This is a genomic window from Clostridium sp. TW13, assembly GCF_024345225.1.
GTDB lineage: Bacteria > Bacillota > Clostridia > Clostridiales > Clostridiaceae > Inconstantimicrobium > Inconstantimicrobium mannanitabidum.
In genome coordinates, this window is record NZ_BROD01000001.1 from 4295771 (window position 1) to 4312369 (window position 16599).

The following is a 16599-nucleotide window of genomic DNA, read 5'->3' on the forward strand; positions in this document are numbered from 1 at the left end:
AAGATATTATAATAATATAATATATTATTTATGCATATTATGCATTTAGAACAGTGAAAAATTTAGAAAGCAAGGGATAAATTTGACAAGCATAGCTTATTTCGTTATAATTCAATAGACACTCTTGCCAAAGGAGGAATACAAATGGTAGATAAACTAAAAAATTACCTACACAGGGTAAAAAGCAGTCCTAAGGCAAAGATCTTAGTGGGTGGGTTGGTAATCATAGGATTAGCAACTACAGTTTTTTCAATGAGAAAGACAGTAATAGTTAGTATAGACGGTAAAGAACAAAAAATAATCACCTATAAAGGGACTGTTGAAGGGGCTTTACACGACAATGATATTGAAATTGGGCCTAAAGATAAAGTACAACCTTCTGTGAATAGTGAATTGTCGAACAATGAGAGGATTGCCATTCATAGAGCCGTAAAGGTTAACGTGGCTTTAGATGGAAAAAAGTTGACTTTACAATCTGCTGAAAAAACAGTGGCAGATATGTTTAAAGCAGAAGGCATATCTGTTGATACGGTTGATAAGGTACAACCATCTGAAGATATGCAATTGACAAATGATATGAATATAACTGTTATTAGAGTAAGTTCTAAAGAAGTTACAGAAGTTAAGACTTTAGATTATGAAACAGTTATTAGAAATGATGAAAATTTAGATAAGAGTGTTTCGAAAACAGTTCAAGAAGGAAAGAACGGAGATAAAGAACTTACTTATAAAGTAGTTTATGAAGATGGCAAAGAAGTCAGTAGAAAATTAGTAGCTGAAAAAGTTACAAATAAGCCAGTAAATAAAATAGTGGTTAAAGGTAGCGGAGAGAGTGTAGCGCTATCAAGAGGTGATAGTGTTATTTACAAGAAGAAGTTAGATATGACTGCTACAGCTTATTCAATTGGTAATTTTACTGCTAGTGGAGCTAGAACTTCAAGAAATCCTTCAGGATGGAGTACTATAGCCGTTGATCCAAACGTAATTCCTTTAGGTACAAAGGTATATATACCAGGTTATGGATTGGCAATAGCAGCTGATACTGGAACTGCAATTAAGAATAATAAAATAGACCTATTTATGAGTTCATACAGTGATGCCTGTAATTGGGGATTAAGATCTGTAGAATTATATATAATTGCATATCCGGGACAATAATAATTTTTAAATAGAGATGACAGTATGTTATCTCTATTTTATTTTTACACCAAAACGAAGCATAAAAAATGAAGAAATGGTTACAAACTTGAATAAAGTATTAATTTTTTAAACTTTCTCTCCATTGATAAAAATAGTGGTGAATGATAAAATTAATGAGATGTTTTTCAGATGTGTAAAACATACTAAATGAGTAAAGAAAATAAGAGGTGTTTTATTTTATGATAAAGGAAGTTATAGTAGTTGAGGGGCGTGATGATGTTACAGCAGTGAAGGCAGCAGTAGATGCTGAAATTATAGCTGTAGGTGGTTTTGGTATAAACTATAAAGTTATTAACAGAATAAAAGAAGCTCAAAAGCGACAAGGGGTTATTGTTCTTACTGATCCAGATTTTGCAGGAGAAAAGATAAGAAGAATAATATCGAAAAGGGTTTCAGGTATTAAGCATGCATACATATCAAGAGCTGAGGGAACAAAAGGTGATGACATAGGTGTAGAAAATGCAAGTCCAGAAGCTATAATAAAGGCTTTAGAAGGAGCAAAAGCGTTAAGTAAAGAAAAGAGAGAAGAATTCAATCTAGCAGATTTGATGTTTTTTAAACTTACAGGAGATAAGGATTCGAAAGTTAGAAGAGAACTTCTAGGTAAAGAATTAAGGGTTGGTTATGGCAATGCAAATCAGTTATTATCAAGGTTAAATAATTATGAAATAACTAAAGAGGAATTTGTTAATGCTATGAAAGAAGTAGAAAAAAAATTAGAAGAAGGAGCTTTTTAAATACATGGATATAAAGGATGTAAAAACTCAGGAACTTGTAAAGAAGTATAATTTTAAGTTTTCAAAGAGTCTAGGCCAAAACTTTCTTACAGATGGTTCAGTGCTAGATAGTATAGTTGATGGTGCTGAGGTTTGTGATGAAGACTTAGTAATAGAAATAGGCCCAGGAGTAGGTACTTTAACAGCTCAATTACTTAAAAAGGCTAAAAGAGTTGTAGCTATAGAGCTTGATGAAGAACTAATTCCTATATTAACAGAAGAGTTAGGAGACAATCCAAACTTTCAATTAATACATAAGGATGCTCTAAAGGTTGATTTTAATGAAATAATAGGGGAAGAAAAAAGTGTTAAGCTTGTTGCAAACTTACCTTATTACGTAACTACACCGATAATTGCTAGACTATTAAGTGAAGGTTATAATTTTAAATCACTTACAATAATGATACAAAAAGAAGTTGCAGAGAGAATAGATGCAGAACCTAATTGTAAAGAATATGGTGCATTATCAATTATGGTTCAATATTATTGTAATACCAAAATTGTTAGGAGAGTACCACCAGAATCATTTATACCTAGACCTAAAGTTGATTCTATAGTAATAAGATTAGACAGATTAGAAAATCCTAGGGTAGACTTATTAAATAAGAAACTATTTTTTGAAGTTGTAAGAAGTTCTTTTAATATGAGAAGAAAAACTTTATGGAATGGTTTAAAAGGAATAGGGTTATCTAAAGAAAACTTAGAAATGGCATTCAATAATGCTAATATAGATATGAAAAGAAGAGGTGAAACTCTCAGTGTAGAAGAATTTGCTGCACTTGCTAATGAAATAGAAAAAATAAAAAATCAGAATAAAATATAAAAGAAGACTATAGGAAAAAATCCCTCTATTTATTATTTTGGATAACATATTTATGTATTTTTGCCAATATACTATATGGAATAAATATATATGGAGGGAAGTAGTTTGGCACATTCTAAGATGATTAGAAATTTCATAATTCTACAAGAGGATGAGAAGAATCAATCAATGTCTAAAGAAAAGCCATTATCCGGATATGCTAAGATTGAAGCAAAGGGTGACAAATGCAAAATATCATTTTATGCTCAAAATGTGAAGAAAGATAATAATAAATGCTTTATGACCTTAATCTGCTATAAGAAAGATGATAAAAAGATAATATGTATAGGAGAATTGAACATAGGCGCTCATGGAAAGTGTGATAATAGTGTAGAGTTTCCTATTGATGATATAGCAGGCTTAGGTGTGAGTGCAGACAAAATTATTGGAGCAGCTGTATATAAGGAAACTATGGGTAAACCGGTGTACTTAATGTATGGTTTTATGAATGGGCAAATACCAAAAGAAGAATGGAAACAATTTGATTTAATTGCTATGGAAAAGAGTAAATTAGATACTAGTACTCCAAAGGCAAATAATGTTGCAGAGACAGAAAAAACAGAAGAGGAAATGCATAATGAGATGGAGCAAGGTGTTACAGGAGCACAAGGGTCACAGCCAACAGCAGAAGCACAACCAACAGGTGAAAATCAGGGAAGTCAAGAGCAACCAGAGACTGCAACTCCTGAAGCTGGAACCATGGCAGCAACTTTTGATAATATGCAGCCAACTTATGCAGACAACTATCAAGAATATATAAGAACTGAACCTCAACAAACAGAGGCATCTTCATATATGAATGGAAGTCCTAGAGGGGTTGATGAGGATTTCAGCATAGAAAGTAGACTAGATGATGATTTATTGCGTAATTTGAAAGTTAAGGCTATTACACAAGAAATCGAAGAATTTAAAGACAGGATATTTGCAATAAACAAGAAAAATGAAGAAACTATCTTAAATGAATTAAATAAGTTCAAGGAGACTTGCCTAGCTCAACTTGGAAATGTTGCTGATGTTGTTGCAAAGCCATTTAGTAATAAAAAGGATGAAAACAATTCTCAAAACAGAAGTATGAGTATTTTCGATCAATATGAGAGACAAATTGAAGAAAATAAATATCTATCAGAACAACAATTGCTAGATAGTTATCAATTAAGGGGTAACGTTGCTGATTATTTTGAGGACGTTTTATCAGAATATGATGAAGCGCGTGGATATATCAGGGATATAAAGTATTGTAAGTGGTATAAGGTACCTGTAACCTCAATGCAACAAATGCATAACAAGAATAGTGTGGATAAACAAAAAATTGTATATAATCTCATGATGAATAATTATCCATATATAATAAAGCATGGTCATTTTCTTTTTGGAATTAAAGGTGACAAAGAAGGCAAGGCTAAATATTTAGTTTATGCAGTTCCTGGTACTAAAGATGAGAAGGATCAGCCATATGGAGGAAAGTCAGGATTTGTAACTTGGGTTCCAGGGCCTGATAAAAACTCTGATTTAGGATATTGGTTGTTATTTTATGATTATAAAAATCAAATTATAGCTGTTCCAATGAAGTAATAATATATAATATAGTAAAAAGGCACTTCAAGTTTTGAGGTGTCTTTTATCATAATATAAATACTCAAATAATATATTTTAATAAGGCATGTGAAAATAGACTAGCATATAAACCTATGTACTTTTAGATGCCTAAATATATTAAGGTGGAGGTATGGCTTATGAAATGGGATAAAAAGCATTATATTATAGTAATTCTGTTGTTGTCTTTGAGCATTATATTGTGTGGATTCAAGTTCATTTTTGAAAAGAAAATGGTTGGGATAGCGTTAATAAATAATAATATAAGTCAGTTAAAGGAGTATAAAGTAGTTGCAGATAAGTACGTGTATTATTTACCCCAAAATTGGAATGTGGAAGAAGAAAAGTTTCCTGGGAATGTAATACTACATCATAATTCTTTTAAGAATGATGAAATGGATATTAATGGCTACATCCAAATAATTAGTACGAAAGATGGAAGAGATAAGTTAATAGATAATGATAAGAATAATCTAAAAAGCAAAGATATAAATGCATATAGTATGAAGAATATCAAACTAAATGGGAAAGATGCTAAGAAAATTAGTTATATTGAAAAGTTGCAGAACGGAAAGTACTATACAAAGAAAGTATATTATGTAACCTTGGAAGAAGGAATTGTTTTTAAGGGAGTTTTCAATATTAATTCAGATAAGTATAATGAAAGTCTTGACTCTGTATATGAAATGATTATGGAAAGTGGGAAATATATGTAAAATTCATTTGCCTAATATGTTTGCGTTTATATGAATATAGTATTATAATTGAGATTAAGTGGGGGAGCAGATGCTTCCCTTATTCGATATAATCCGGGGAGGGGAATTTATGAGACCAATTTTATTTAGCATAGGAAATTTACATTTATATAGCTACGGATTAATGATAGCTATAGGCATAATAGCGGCATATTTGATTTTAGACAGAAATGCTAGAAAGTTCAATTATAATGATGATCATATTTTCAATATGACAATAATTACTGTGATTATGGGCATACTTGGAGGAAAGGTTTTTTATCTGCTAACTATATCTAAAACCTTAATTAAAGATCCATCAATAGCATACAAAGATTTAGGAAGTGGATTTGTTGTTTATGGAGCTATAATATTTGGGGCACTTTCAGTGTACATATATTGTAGACGAAAGAAATGGGATGTTCTAGCAGTGTTAGACTTAGTGGCACCAGGGGTAGTTTTGGCTCAAGGTTTTGGAAGAATAGGCTGCTTTTTGGCTGGTTGTTGCTATGGGGCAGAAACTAAATCAAAATTGTCTGTAGTTTTTCCAGAGCAATCTTTAGCACCTGCAGGTGTTCATCTATACCCTACACAAATATATTCAGCTATTTTTGATATAGCTTTGGCTATATTTTTACTATGGTACTTAAATAGAAAGAAGATAAATGGAGTGATTTTTTCATTGTATCTAATAATCTATAGTATTGGTAGGTTTATTATAGAGTTTTTTAGAGCTGATGATAGGGGAACAGTAGGAGCATTAAGTACATCTCAATTTATTGCAATATTCACTTTAATTTTAGGTATAATAGTTCTTGTAGTACAAATTTTAAAGGGAAGTAGGATAAAACGTGAAGAAGAAAAATAGAATTGCAGTCATAATCGTTCTTGTAACTATGTTGTTGAGTCTTTCAGGCTGTTCAATAGTAGATAAGGCGAAGATAAAACTTAATATGAAGAACTTAGACTTTGAGTATTTTAATCAGAACAAGGTGGATAAAGTAGTTATTCAAAGTGCAAGAGATACTAGCTTTAGATTTATGGTTACTGATAAGAATACAATAAAACAGGTATATGATTTACTATCTTCAGCAAAGGTTGTGTCTGGAAAAGCAGATTACGATTCAGATTATATATTCGAAGTTTATATTGGTGACAAAGTTAAAAAGTTCAATTATATAGTAGGAGCTTATGATTCAGATAAAGGAAATTTTTATGATGAAAATAAGCAGTATATAGTATCAAAAAGATTAGATAATGATATCATTCAAAATCTTGAAATCAGTAATAGAAAGCCTATGAATTTTAAAAATGTTTATTATGAATCAATACAAAAGGTCATAGAAAAAAATAAGGATTATTTAAATAAAGGCGGCAAAAGTGTAGGTATAGATATAAGTGGTGATGTAGATGTTACACAATATCAGTATTCTATAGACATAGCAGATTTTATGAACAATGTTACTGAGATGGTACCTAAGGCTAATAAGATCAATAAAGATAGAGAGAAATATGATATAATTGTAAGTGTAAGGACTTATGGATTTAAAACAACCAAATATAAATCTATAATAACTATAGAAAACAAGACAGATAAAAGTCAAATTGTTACTTATGTGGATTGTTTAAATGAGTCCAATACATGGCAGATTAATTTATTATCTAAAAAACCATCAAATTGGTAAAAGTCAAATTGATGATATCTAAGGAGGAGAAAAATGGGTAACTGTTCACAATGTGCAAGTAAAGATAAATGCACAACTCATGATAAAGAAAATTGTAATTCTACTAATGTTAATATAAAAGTACTGCCAAAGTACGGCAACATAAAGAATATAATTGGTGTAGTAAGTGGAAAAGGTGGAGTAGGTAAGTCAACAATAACAGGAATATTAGCTACACAATTAGCTAAAAAAGGTTATAAGGTTGGAGTGCTAGATGCAGATATTACAGGACCATCTATGCCTAGATTTTTTGGTATAAATGAAAAAAGAGCTAAGATGATGCCAATTGATGAGAATAACTTTATGTTTGAACCAGTGGAAACTTCAGCTGGAATAAGAGTTATATCTATGAATTTATTAACTCAAGTTGAAGATGAACCTGTAATTTGGAGAGGTCCTGTAATTACAGGAGTATTGAACCAAATGTATACAGATACAAACTGGGGAGAACTTGATTATCTTTTAATAGATATGCCTCCAGGAACAGGTGATATTGCATTAACAATAATGCAAAGCTTCCCTATAAAAGAATTAATAGTGGTTTCAACTCCACAAGCAATGGTTTCTATGATAGTTAAAAAACTTGTAACTATGGCACAAAAGGTTGGAGTTAATGTAAGAGGTGTAGTTGAAAACATGGCTTATATTGACTGTGATGGTTGTGGCAAGAAGATGAAAGTATTTTCAAAGAAATCTTCGGAGGAATGTGCAGAATATCTTGGGTTACCATTAATCTGTGAACTTCCTATTAATTTAGATTTTACAGAAGCATTAGAAGCTGGCAAAGCAGAACAATATGTATTAGAAAGCTCATTATATGAATTACATTTTGGCGGATTATATTAATAGAACCATAGTGTATATTTAGAAAATTGAATATAAGGCATCGAAGCCTATGTGCTTTCAGATGCTTAAGTTAATATCAAAAATGCTAGAAGAATGAATTGACTTCTAGCATTTTTCATATATTTGATATTTTAGGCATTGTTGAAAGTTTTAAAAAGTATCATATCTATAGAGTGAAAGAAATAATTGAAATAATAGAAGAAAAAAATTATACTATATGTAAAAAATAAATTTAATTTGTATATTTATAAGAAAAAAGAGGACAAGACCTAAAGAAATTCCATAAAGGTGATGTTAAGAAAGTAAGAGGTGTAAAATGTTTCATTATGTAATTCTACCAAATCCAAGTCATAATCGTATTTACTTTAATTCAGCAATAAAAATAGCAAAAAATGAATTGTTAGCTATAGCTGAATCAATGCAGTTACGATTAGAAATAATAGAAGATAAGGAAAGTGAGCTACCAGCGAGTATTTATTTTTCAACAGAAACTCCATTATCAGAAGCAGAAATGCAGCGACTTGGAACATTCTCCATGTATTATGCACTTTTTGAAATTGTACAAGATGGATTATTGCGTCCAGTGTTAGTCAAAGATTTTCATGTGTTTCCAGAGAGTATGAATCAAATTTTACGATATAGTGGAAAGACAAATGAGCAATTTACTCGACTAATGGTTAATCTTGCAGTAAGTGCTTGCAAAACATCAAGTAGTAAGATTAAACTTATAGATCCTATGTGTGGAAAAGGTACAACACTGTATGAAGGATTAATTCGTGGATTTGATGTGGTTGGGATAGATATGAATGCTAAATGGATACAGGAAACTAAAACATTTGTAGTTAAATATCTTCAAGAAGGAAAATTTAAATATAATACTAGAAATGAGAAACGTACTGCAAATGGTAAAAAAATTGCAGATCTATTTGTTTTAAATACAGCTGCAGAAAAATCTGAATACAACTTAGGAAATGTTCAAAGTCTAGAGATATTTACTTCTGATGCACGAAATGCAAAAATGCTAATAAAACAGAATTCGTGTGATATATTAGTATCAGATTTGCCATACGGAGTTCAACATGCAAGTAAATCTGATGCAGATAGCAAACTTAGCAGAAGTCCGTTACAGCTGTTAAATGAATGCTGTATTGCTTGGAAGTATATAATGAAATCCAAAGGGGCTATAGTGCTTTCTTTTAATGAATTTACTCTTAAATATAAGGATGCTGCAAAGGTTTTTCAAGATAATGGCTTTATTGTTCTTGAGGATGAACCGTATAATGGATATTTGCACCGTGTAGATCAAGCTATTAATCGTAACTTAATTGTAGTTCAAAAACCTTAATAAGATTAAGGATGGTGGGAAGATGAACTTTATCAAAGGGATGGATATTTCTATATTCAAGGAATTAGATCATTTGGGAGGAAAGTTTTATAATAGAGGTAAAGAAGAACCGTTATTAAAAATTTTAAAATATTATGATATTAATTCAATAAGATTAAGACTGTGGGTGAATCCATATGATGAGGAAGGAAATCCTTATGGAGGAGGAACGAATGATTTAGAAACAACTATTGAGTTAGCAAAGCTAATTAAAGAAAGCAATATGTCATTTGTTTTAGATATACATTATAGTGATTTTTGGACTGATCCAGGAAAACAAATAAAGCCTAGAGAATGGGCGTCTATATTTGGAGAAGCTTTAATAGATAAAGTATATACATATACTTTTGAAGTTATCAGTAGATTAAAAGAGGAAAAGCTAATTCCTACTATGGTTCAAGTTGGGAATGAGATAACTAACGGTATGTTGTGGGGTGATGGGAAGTTACCTAATTATGAAATGTTATCCAAGCTGCTTAAGTCTGGAGTTAAGGCTATAAAGGATGTATTAGTTAATAATGAGCCTAAGATTATTTTGCACCTGGATAATGGTGGGAATAACCTTCAGTTTGTAAATTGGTTTAGTGAAATGGATAGTTACAATGTTCCATATGATATTATTGGTTTATCATATTATCCAGTTTGGCATGGAACTTTACAGGAATTAGATTATAACTTAAATGATATAAGTACAAGGTTTAATAAAGAAGTGTTAGTTGTTGAGACTTCATATGGCTTTACTACAAATAATTTTGGAAATGAAGGAATGATTTTTACTGAGGAATTAGCAAAGCAAACCCCATATCAACCTAATAAGGAAGGGCAAGCACAATTTCTACATGATTTGTTAGAAGTAATATCTAAAGTTAAGAATAATAAAGGAATTGGATTTTTTTATTGGGAACCAGCTTGGATTCCTGTAGAAGGTAGTACTTGGGCTACTGAAGCTGGAAGAAAGTATATTGGAGATAATTCTTTAGGGGGAAATGCATGGGCAAATCAAGCGTTATTTGATTTTGAAGGTAATGCCTTACCAGCATTAGAAACAATAAAGAATTTTAAAGCTAGTAAGTAAATTTTGCAATAAAAAAATCAAGAGCATAGAATTTTAAAAATTCTATGCTCTTGATTTTTAATTAGTCATGAATTTATCTATAATGACTTAACTTATCATCTATAGTTAGTCCATTTCTTTTTTCATCAATTCTAACTACTGTAATTACTCTATCTATGCCAAGTTCAAAAGGAAGCTTGTGACATGTTTTTACAATATCCATAACTTCATCAAATTCACCTTCAACAGTTGTACTCATGGCACCAACTTCATATTTTAAGCCGCTTTCCTGAATGATTTTTATGACTTCATCAACAACAGAGTACATATCTTCTTCTGTACGGCAAGGTATTAATGGCATAACAGCTATATCAGCAATAATCATCTTTTAACCTCCTTTGGCGAATTTATAAGTAAAGTAAAATCTAGCTAGTTATAACGATTTATCTCCTTCATTAAGCGTTGAACAGGAAGTATAGATAATATAACTAGGCAGATTAAGCATTCAGCGCCACCTATTGATCCGTTTACTATAAAAGAGTATAGCCAAGGATTCATATCTCCAGCATATTCTGCAAAGAAAGCTACGCCTGAAATAAAATGGCATAGGTATTTGAAGAATATAGCAACAAATGCACCTATAAGGATATTTGCATCGAAAAATCTGTTTCTATATTTGTTAAGGAAACCTGAAATTTTTCCGTTTCCATTTTTCATTCTGAAGAATCCAGTTAATCCAAGACACATAAATGGTAATGGATAATCAAATAATACTTGAACAGGAGTTAGGATATATGGATCTAATAAAAGATTAATTATTCCATATATAAACCCAGTGAAAAGTCCAAGTTCAGGGCCATACATAAAACCTATTAATAATATTGGAATAAAGCTACCAAGGGTAACACTTCCTCCTTGAGGAAATTTATAGATTTTAAAACATTGAAGTATAGAAGCTAAGGCTAAAGCTAGTCCAACTCTAGCAATTGTTTTAGAATCAAATTTAATTTTTCTAGCCTTGAATAAAACTATAAATAATACCAATAAGCCGATCATAGTTATTATACTAATTGGGCTTACAATGATTTTAGAAAATTTTTCTGGAATTGATAAGAATTCTTGTAGGTTCTTAATAAATTTTGCAAGCATATCGCTTATGCTCATCATGATAAATCACCCCTATAAAATATATTTTTTAAACTTAATATTAGCTAGGAAACAAAAAAAGCCGCACCAAATAGGTGCGACTTTGTACATACAAATTAAAACAGTACTTATTCGCTTCCCTACGCTGGCACTATCCAGATCAGGTATGAGGGTTAATGAAATTAAATTCATCTCTCAGCCAAAGGCACCCCTAGCACGATAATATTAAATTAACAAGTATATTTTACTTCCTAAGTTAAAAGAAGTCAATTAAATTATCTTTGTGAATTGTATCATGGGCCAAGGAAGTACTGCTAAAAGAAGAATAAAAATCAGAATCTATTTCTACAGTCTCGCCTACATGATGATGTATAGGCAGTCTAGATAAGGGAATCTGAAGAGTATTACCGTCCTCTAAAGCAATGAAAGCCTCTAAGTTATTAATATCTATGATTTTACCACGCAAAAAAAACACCTCACTATTTGTTATAATTTTAGTCTTATCAAATAGTAAGATGTTTATTCATATAAGTCATTATGAACTATAGTGAATACGGTTAAGGCTTCTTCCATCTTCACCTTTAGTAGTTCTTTTTTATTGTCTAACTCCTTTATACCTAAGTCAGTTATCTTATAAATTTTTTGAAACTTTTTCTGAGGGTTATCCCATTCTCCTACGATTAACCCCTCTTTTTCGAACTTTTTCAATAGAGGATAAATTCCACCTGTACTTGGAATCCATAATCCATTAGTTCGTTCACTTATTTTATGTGAAATATCGTTACCATTGGTGGAGTACTTGCTCAATATATGTAGGACATATATTGGAAGTAATCCTTTGGTAAAAACTTGGCCCACAGCTTCTTTTTCTTTTTGAACTTTTTTTAGTTCAGCCAATTTACGTTTATATTCATCATAAAGTCGCTTTTGTTCAGTTTTTATATCCTCAATATCATTAGGATCATAGTTTTTCATATAATGGGTGCTCCTTTAGTACTGTAAAACCAAGCAATCCTGGACCAACGTGCACTCCTAAAGCTGGACTAAGAGGAGAGATACAAATATCTATAACATTTTTATTATCTTTTATTTCGTTTAAAAATTCAGTTGCTTCTGCAAGATCTCCTGTCTGCATGATAATAATTCTATATTTGTCCTTTTCAAGGAAATCCAATAATAATTTCTTTAGTTTTCTTACAGCTTGTTTTTTGCCTCTAGCTTTAGAGTATGAGTAATAAACTCCGTCATCAGACACTGATATTATAGGTTTGATATCAAAAAATTCGCCTAGGGTACCAGCAACTCGACCTATTCTACCACCTCTTTGTAGATATTCAAGTGTTTCTATAGTATAAAAACCAGTTACATTTTTTCTTATTAAAGGTAGAGCGTTTGTTATTTCATCAAAAGAATGACCAAACTCAAGCATTCTAGCAACAGCTAGTGTTATAGCTCCAACAGGCGCACATACAGTTTTGGAATCAAATAGAGTACACTTTAAGTTTGGATGATTTTCAGCAACAAGTCTTACACTGTTATAAGTTCCAGACATGGCACTTGAAACAGATACACAAATTGCATGAGTATAGCCTTCAGCTTCTATTTTTGAAAATGTTTCATCTATTAGAGAAACATCTGGTAATGAAGTTGTAGGTATTTCTCCAGGTAATCTACTATAAACATAATCAGGCTCTATATCAATTCTATCGTTAAATTCTCTATCCTTATATATAATTCTAAATGGAAGTAAAAATATATTATATTCTTTCAATTTTTCTATACTTAAGTCGCAGGCACTATCAGTAATTAATGCGATTTTTTCCAAAATAAATTCCTCCTAAATAATATCTTTATTACCTATTATATCATAATTGATAACTATATCAATACTGATATAGTTATCAACAGTGATATCAATATATATTTTTAAGCAATATAAATAAATATATACAAGTAACATTTAACAAGTATTTTTTTATTAATAACTTCAGTTTTGCTTATAAAGTTTCGAAAGGATAAATATTACTATTAAGATGAAATGTAAAATTTTCATTAAAGCAAAAATATTAATGTCAATACGACGATAAGATTAAAAAACAATAAAAACATGAGAAATATAGACATAAGATATAATAGTATTCCTTAAAAGGTGAATTTTAAATTGTAAATAAAAATTTAGTGAAGTATAATGTATGAGTACTATATATTGTGTTTGGGAGGAAAAGTCAATGCTACATGTTGTAAAAAGAGATGGCCGTAAAGTAAATTTCAATTCAGAAAAAATATCTGTGGCTGTTAGAAAATCAGCCGAGGAATTAGGATATGACTTAAAAGAAAGTCAATTACTTGATACAGTCAAAAAGACAATAAATTATGTTGAAGCTTCAGAAAAAAATGAGGTTACAGTAGAAGAAATACAAAATTTTGTTGAACAATCATTAAAGGATTGTAATCTAGGTAATGTGGCTAGTGCATATTCAAGTTATAGAAAAGAGAGAACAAGAATCAGAGAGATTAAGTCTGATTTAATGGAAGCTATAAGCAAAATTGGAGTTGAAACGGATAGAGATAATGCAAATGTAGGCAATAACTTTTCATCAAAGCTATTGAGAATAGCATCAGAATCCAATAAATGGCATAACCTATATAACATGCCAAAGAAGTTAGCCAAAGCTCATGAAAATGGAGATATATATTATCATGATTTGGATAGTTATAATTTAACAACCAATTGTCTTCATATACCAACAAGAGAGATGTTGGAAAATGGATTTAATACAGGATATGGAACTATAAATCCACCAAGAAGAATTGAATCTGCAGCAGAATTGTCATGTATATTGTTGCAATCAACTCAAAATGATATGTTTGGTGGCCAATCACATCCTGATTTTGATAATGATATGGGGATATTTGTTGACCCAACAAGACAAGAAGTTAGAGCTGAGTTAGTAGAGCTTGGTGTAGAAGGAGATAAATTAGAGCAATTAGTAGAAACTAGATTGAAGAAGAGAATTCATCAAGCTATGCAAGGTGTAGTGTATAATTTAAATACTATGCATTCAAGAGCTGGTTCTCAGGTTCCATTTAGTTCAGTTAATATAGGATTACCTACTTCAAGAGATGCTGCACTTATTTGTGAGATATTTCTTTTAGAATATGAGAATGGTTTAGGAAAAGGCGAGCAACCAATATTCCCTAACATCATATTTAGAGTTAAGGAAGGCGTAAACAGGGAAAAGAATGATCCTTATTATTATTTATTTGAGCTTGCTTGTAAGGTAGCAGCTAAGAGAATGAACCCAACATTTATGAATATTGATGCTGATTTTAATAAAGAATATTATGATAAGGGATATGTTCCAGCTACAATGGGCTGCAGAACTTATTTGATGAAGAATGTAAATGGAGAACCAGGTTGTAAGGGTAGAGGTAATATAGCTCCAGCAACTATAAACTTGCCTAGAATAGGTATATTAGCTAAAGGTGATATAAATAAGTTCTTCAGTTTATTGCAGGAAAGATTAGATTTAGCAAAAGAATCTCTGTTACATAGATACTCTGTATTAAAGCAGCTTAGAGTAAAGGATTTACCATTTGTTGCTGGTCAAGGACTTATGAAAGGCTCTGAGGGGTTAAGCCCAGATGATTCTATAGAACCTATCTTAAAGCAAGGAACTTGGGGAATAGGATTTATAGGTCTGGCAGAAACTTTAATTGCCCTAACAGGAAAACATCATGGAGAAGATGATACTGCAAGGGAATTAGGATTAAAGATCATAACTTATATTAGAGAATATACAGATAAGATAACAGATGAAACTCAATTGAACTGGTCATGTTATGCGACTCCAGCAGAAGGACTTTCAGGAAAGTTCATAAAACAAGATAAAAAGGTATTTGGCATAATAAAAGGAGTAACAGATAAGGATTATTATACAAATTCATATCATGTGCCAGTATATTATTCAATATCAATAAAGAGAAAGATAGACATTGAAGCTCCTTACCATAAGTTATGTAATGCAGGTCATATAACTTACTTAGAAGTGGATGATGTACCTAATAGTGAAGCTATAATGGATATTCTTCAATATGCGTATAAGAATACTAACATAAGTTACCTAGGTATCAACTTCCATATAAGATACTGCAGAGAATGCGGAACTTACCTTCATAATGCAGAAGCAAAATGTACTTATTGCGGAAGTACTAATATACAAGGGGTTTCAAGAGTAACAGGATATCTATCATTAGATGAAAGATTTGGTCCTGGAAAAGCTGAAGAAAGAGCTGATAGAAAAACGCATACAGAAACTCATAGAAATACTTATAAATAATAAATAGTAATTAATTAAAAGGGAAGAGTTAAAAAAAGTAGCTCTTCTCTTTTCACAATCTATAGATGATAGAAGGAGGTATCGTAATATGAAGAAAATAAGATTAGCAGGGATAATCTACGAGAGCTTAGTAAATGGTCCAGGGATGAGAAGAGTATATTTTTCTCAAGGATGTAAGCATAATTGTAAGGGTTGCCATAATCAAGATAGTCATGATTTTAAAGGTGGAGAAATCATGGATATAAACGAATTGATTGCTGACTTAAAAGATAATCCTATAGTAAGAGGTGTAACCTTTAGTGGAGGAGATCCATTTGAGCAAGCTGATAAGTTTGCATATATGGCAACTAAAATTAAAGAATTAGGCTTAAACATATGGTGTTATACAGGATATACTTTCGAAGAGATAATGAGCAATGTAAATTCAAAGAAAGAATGGTTGGATTTATTGCAAAATATAGATGTATTGGTTGATGGAAGATTTGACATAGATAAAATGCAAGATGCGTTAAAGTTCAGAGGTTCAACAAATCAACGCATAATTAACGTGCCTGAAAGTTTGAGAACAGGTGAAGTGGTACTACAGGAAGGTTATGAAATATAATTTGAAGCATAGGGGCTTATTTATTTTTTGAAGATGCCTTTAGTAAAAATGCCAAGTGAAGCAAATGCATCTGTGAAATGTATGGAAAACATGTTGACAGAAAAAAGATAATTATATATGATTAAAGAATAATTAGTGTAAAATTCTAAGATGAGAAGAGTACTTATTTTAAGTTCTTACAGCGAGCAAGAACAGAGTGGAAGTCTTGCAGGAATGTAATATAAGGAAGAGAGCCTCGGAGAAGCAATCTAAGCATTTTTTGTGAGGATAGGCCGGTAGTGACGTTATAACTTTGAGTGAACTAATATAAAAGTTAGTTAATTTGAGTGGTACCGC

General features: G+C 31.1%; 17 protein-coding genes, 1 riboswitch and 1 other annotated feature (1 of these 19 running past the window's edge). Of the genes, 12 read left to right on the plus strand and 5 right to left on the minus strand.

Going from position 1 to position 16599, the window contains the following annotated elements; all coding sequences use genetic code 11:
* The first annotated feature begins 144 nt into the window (after positions 1 to 144).
* From OCU47_RS19970 to OCU47_RS20015, 10 genes are all read left to right on the plus strand, one after another.
* Positions 145 to 1158: a ubiquitin-like domain-containing protein gene (locus tag OCU47_RS19970; protein ID WP_261830328.1), complete on the plus strand. Its 1014-nt coding sequence runs from the start codon at positions 145 to 147 to the stop codon at positions 1156 to 1158.
* 221 nt (positions 1159 to 1379) lie between these two features.
* On the plus strand, positions 1380 to 1937 hold the full coding sequence (gene rnmV / locus OCU47_RS19975) for a ribonuclease M5 (protein WP_261830329.1): 558 nt from the start codon (positions 1380 to 1382) through the stop codon (positions 1935 to 1937).
* Positions 1938 to 1941: 4 nt separating this feature from the next.
* Positions 1942 to 2799, plus strand: coding sequence for a 16S rRNA (adenine(1518)-N(6)/adenine(1519)-N(6))-dimethyltransferase RsmA (rsmA, locus tag OCU47_RS19980; protein WP_261830330.1), 858 nt, complete (start codon positions 1942 to 1944; stop codon positions 2797 to 2799).
* Between the two features lie 105 nt (positions 2800 to 2904).
* A complete protein-coding gene (locus OCU47_RS19985) occupies positions 2905 to 4410 on the plus strand; it encodes a DUF7922 domain-containing protein (protein WP_261830331.1) in 1506 nt (501 codons plus the stop codon).
* 161 nt (positions 4411 to 4571) lie between these two features.
* The gene (locus tag OCU47_RS19990) at positions 4572 to 5147 is read left to right on the plus strand and encodes a hypothetical protein (protein WP_261830332.1); all 576 of its coding nucleotides are present in this window, start codon (positions 4572 to 4574) and stop codon (positions 5145 to 5147) included.
* 109 nt (positions 5148 to 5256) lie between these two features.
* A complete protein-coding gene (locus OCU47_RS19995; protein WP_261830333.1) occupies positions 5257 to 6033 on the plus strand; it encodes a prolipoprotein diacylglyceryl transferase in 777 nt (258 codons plus the stop codon).
* Positions 6017 to 6850 carry a YhfM domain-containing protein gene (locus OCU47_RS20000; protein ID WP_261830334.1) on the plus strand — a complete coding sequence of 278 codons (834 nt, stop codon included), beginning with the start codon at positions 6017 to 6019 and terminating at the stop codon, positions 6848 to 6850. The genes OCU47_RS19995 and OCU47_RS20000 overlap by 17 nt, the downstream gene beginning before the upstream one ends.
* A 33-nt stretch (positions 6851 to 6883) precedes the next feature.
* A complete protein-coding gene (locus OCU47_RS20005) occupies positions 6884 to 7735 on the plus strand; it encodes an Mrp/NBP35 family ATP-binding protein (protein ID WP_261830335.1) in 852 nt (283 codons plus the stop codon).
* Positions 7736 to 8051: 316 nt separating this feature from the next.
* Positions 8052 to 9080, plus strand: a complete 1029-nt coding sequence (locus OCU47_RS20010; RefSeq protein ID WP_261830336.1) for a TRM11 family SAM-dependent methyltransferase — start codon at positions 8052 to 8054, stop codon at positions 9078 to 9080.
* A gap of 22 nt (positions 9081 to 9102) precedes the next feature.
* Positions 9103 to 10194, plus strand: coding sequence for a glycoside hydrolase family 53 protein (locus tag OCU47_RS20015; RefSeq protein ID WP_261830337.1), 1092 nt, complete (start codon positions 9103 to 9105; stop codon positions 10192 to 10194).
* A gap of 73 nt (positions 10195 to 10267) precedes the next feature.
* Here the strand turns inward: OCU47_RS20015 and OCU47_RS20020 are convergent, their stop codons facing one another.
* The 5 genes from OCU47_RS20020 to OCU47_RS20040 all read right to left on the minus strand — a co-directional run bounded on the left by OCU47_RS20020 (position 10268) and on the right by OCU47_RS20040 (position 13144).
* On the minus strand, positions 10268 to 10558 hold the full coding sequence (locus tag OCU47_RS20020) for an MTH1187 family thiamine-binding protein (protein WP_261830338.1): 291 nt from the start codon (positions 10556 to 10558) through the stop codon (positions 10268 to 10270).
* Between the two features lie 44 nt (positions 10559 to 10602).
* Positions 10603 to 11340: an energy-coupled thiamine transporter ThiT gene (gene thiT, locus OCU47_RS20025; RefSeq protein ID WP_261830339.1), complete on the minus strand. Its 738-nt coding sequence runs from the start codon at positions 11338 to 11340 to the stop codon at positions 10603 to 10605.
* Between the two features lie 99 nt (positions 11341 to 11439).
* Positions 11440 to 11542, minus strand: a riboswitch (TPP riboswitch).
* A 33-nt stretch (positions 11543 to 11575) separates the two neighbouring features.
* Positions 11576 to 11785: a hypothetical protein gene (locus OCU47_RS20030; RefSeq protein ID WP_261830340.1), complete on the minus strand. Its 210-nt coding sequence runs from the start codon at positions 11783 to 11785 to the stop codon at positions 11576 to 11578.
* 53 nt (positions 11786 to 11838) lie between these two features.
* Positions 11839 to 12294, minus strand: coding sequence for a PadR family transcriptional regulator (locus OCU47_RS20035; protein WP_261830341.1), 456 nt, complete (start codon positions 12292 to 12294; stop codon positions 11839 to 11841).
* Positions 12281 to 13144, minus strand: a complete 864-nt coding sequence (locus tag OCU47_RS20040; protein ID WP_261830342.1) for a DegV family protein — start codon at positions 13142 to 13144, stop codon at positions 12281 to 12283. The genes OCU47_RS20035 and OCU47_RS20040 overlap by 14 nt, the downstream gene beginning before the upstream one ends.
* Positions 13145 to 13547: 403 nt before the next feature.
* Between OCU47_RS20040 and OCU47_RS20045 the strand changes: the two genes are divergently transcribed.
* Positions 13548 to 15659 (plus strand): anaerobic ribonucleoside triphosphate reductase, encoded by a 2112-nt coding sequence (locus OCU47_RS20045; protein ID WP_261830343.1) that lies wholly within the window; start codon positions 13548 to 13550, stop codon positions 15657 to 15659.
* An 88-nt stretch (positions 15660 to 15747) separates the two neighbouring features.
* On the plus strand, positions 15748 to 16263 hold the full coding sequence (gene nrdG, locus OCU47_RS20050; RefSeq protein ID WP_261830344.1) for an anaerobic ribonucleoside-triphosphate reductase activating protein: 516 nt from the start codon (positions 15748 to 15750) through the stop codon (positions 16261 to 16263).
* Between the two features lie 138 nt (positions 16264 to 16401).
* Positions 16402 to 16599: a binding site (T-box leader), on the plus strand; it runs 19 nt beyond the window's last position.

Bases quoted from the DNA above. Each gene is read 5' to 3' on its own strand.
- OCU47_RS20035 (WP_261830341.1), bottom strand. From the start codon at position 12,294: ATGAAAAACTATGATCCTAATGATATTGAGGATATAAAAACTGAACAA.
- nrdG (WP_261830344.1), top strand. From the start codon at position 15,748: ATGAAGAAAATAAGATTAGCAGGGATAATCTACGAGAGCTTAGTAAAT.
- OCU47_RS20045 (WP_261830343.1), top strand. From the start codon at position 13,548: ATGCTACATGTTGTAAAAAGAGATGGCCGTAAAGTAAATTTCAATTCA.
- thiT (WP_261830339.1), bottom strand. From the start codon at position 11,340: ATGATGAGCATAAGCGATATGCTTGCAAAATTTATTAAGAACCTACAA.
- OCU47_RS20010 (WP_261830336.1), top strand. From the start codon at position 8,052: ATGTTTCATTATGTAATTCTACCAAATCCAAGTCATAATCGTATTTAC.
- OCU47_RS20015 (WP_261830337.1), top strand. From the start codon at position 9,103: ATGAACTTTATCAAAGGGATGGATATTTCTATATTCAAGGAATTAGAT.
- OCU47_RS20020 (WP_261830338.1), bottom strand. From the start codon at position 10,558: ATGATTATTGCTGATATAGCTGTTATGCCATTAATACCTTGCCGTACA.
- OCU47_RS19970 (WP_261830328.1), top strand. From the start codon at position 145: ATGGTAGATAAACTAAAAAATTACCTACACAGGGTAAAAAGCAGTCCT.
- OCU47_RS20005 (WP_261830335.1), top strand. From the start codon at position 6,884: ATGGGTAACTGTTCACAATGTGCAAGTAAAGATAAATGCACAACTCAT.
- rsmA (WP_261830330.1), top strand. From the start codon at position 1,942: ATGGATATAAAGGATGTAAAAACTCAGGAACTTGTAAAGAAGTATAAT.
- OCU47_RS19995 (WP_261830333.1), top strand. From the start codon at position 5,257: ATGAGACCAATTTTATTTAGCATAGGAAATTTACATTTATATAGCTAC.
- OCU47_RS19990 (WP_261830332.1), top strand. From the start codon at position 4,572: ATGAAATGGGATAAAAAGCATTATATTATAGTAATTCTGTTGTTGTCT.
- rnmV (WP_261830329.1), top strand. From the start codon at position 1,380: ATGATAAAGGAAGTTATAGTAGTTGAGGGGCGTGATGATGTTACAGCA.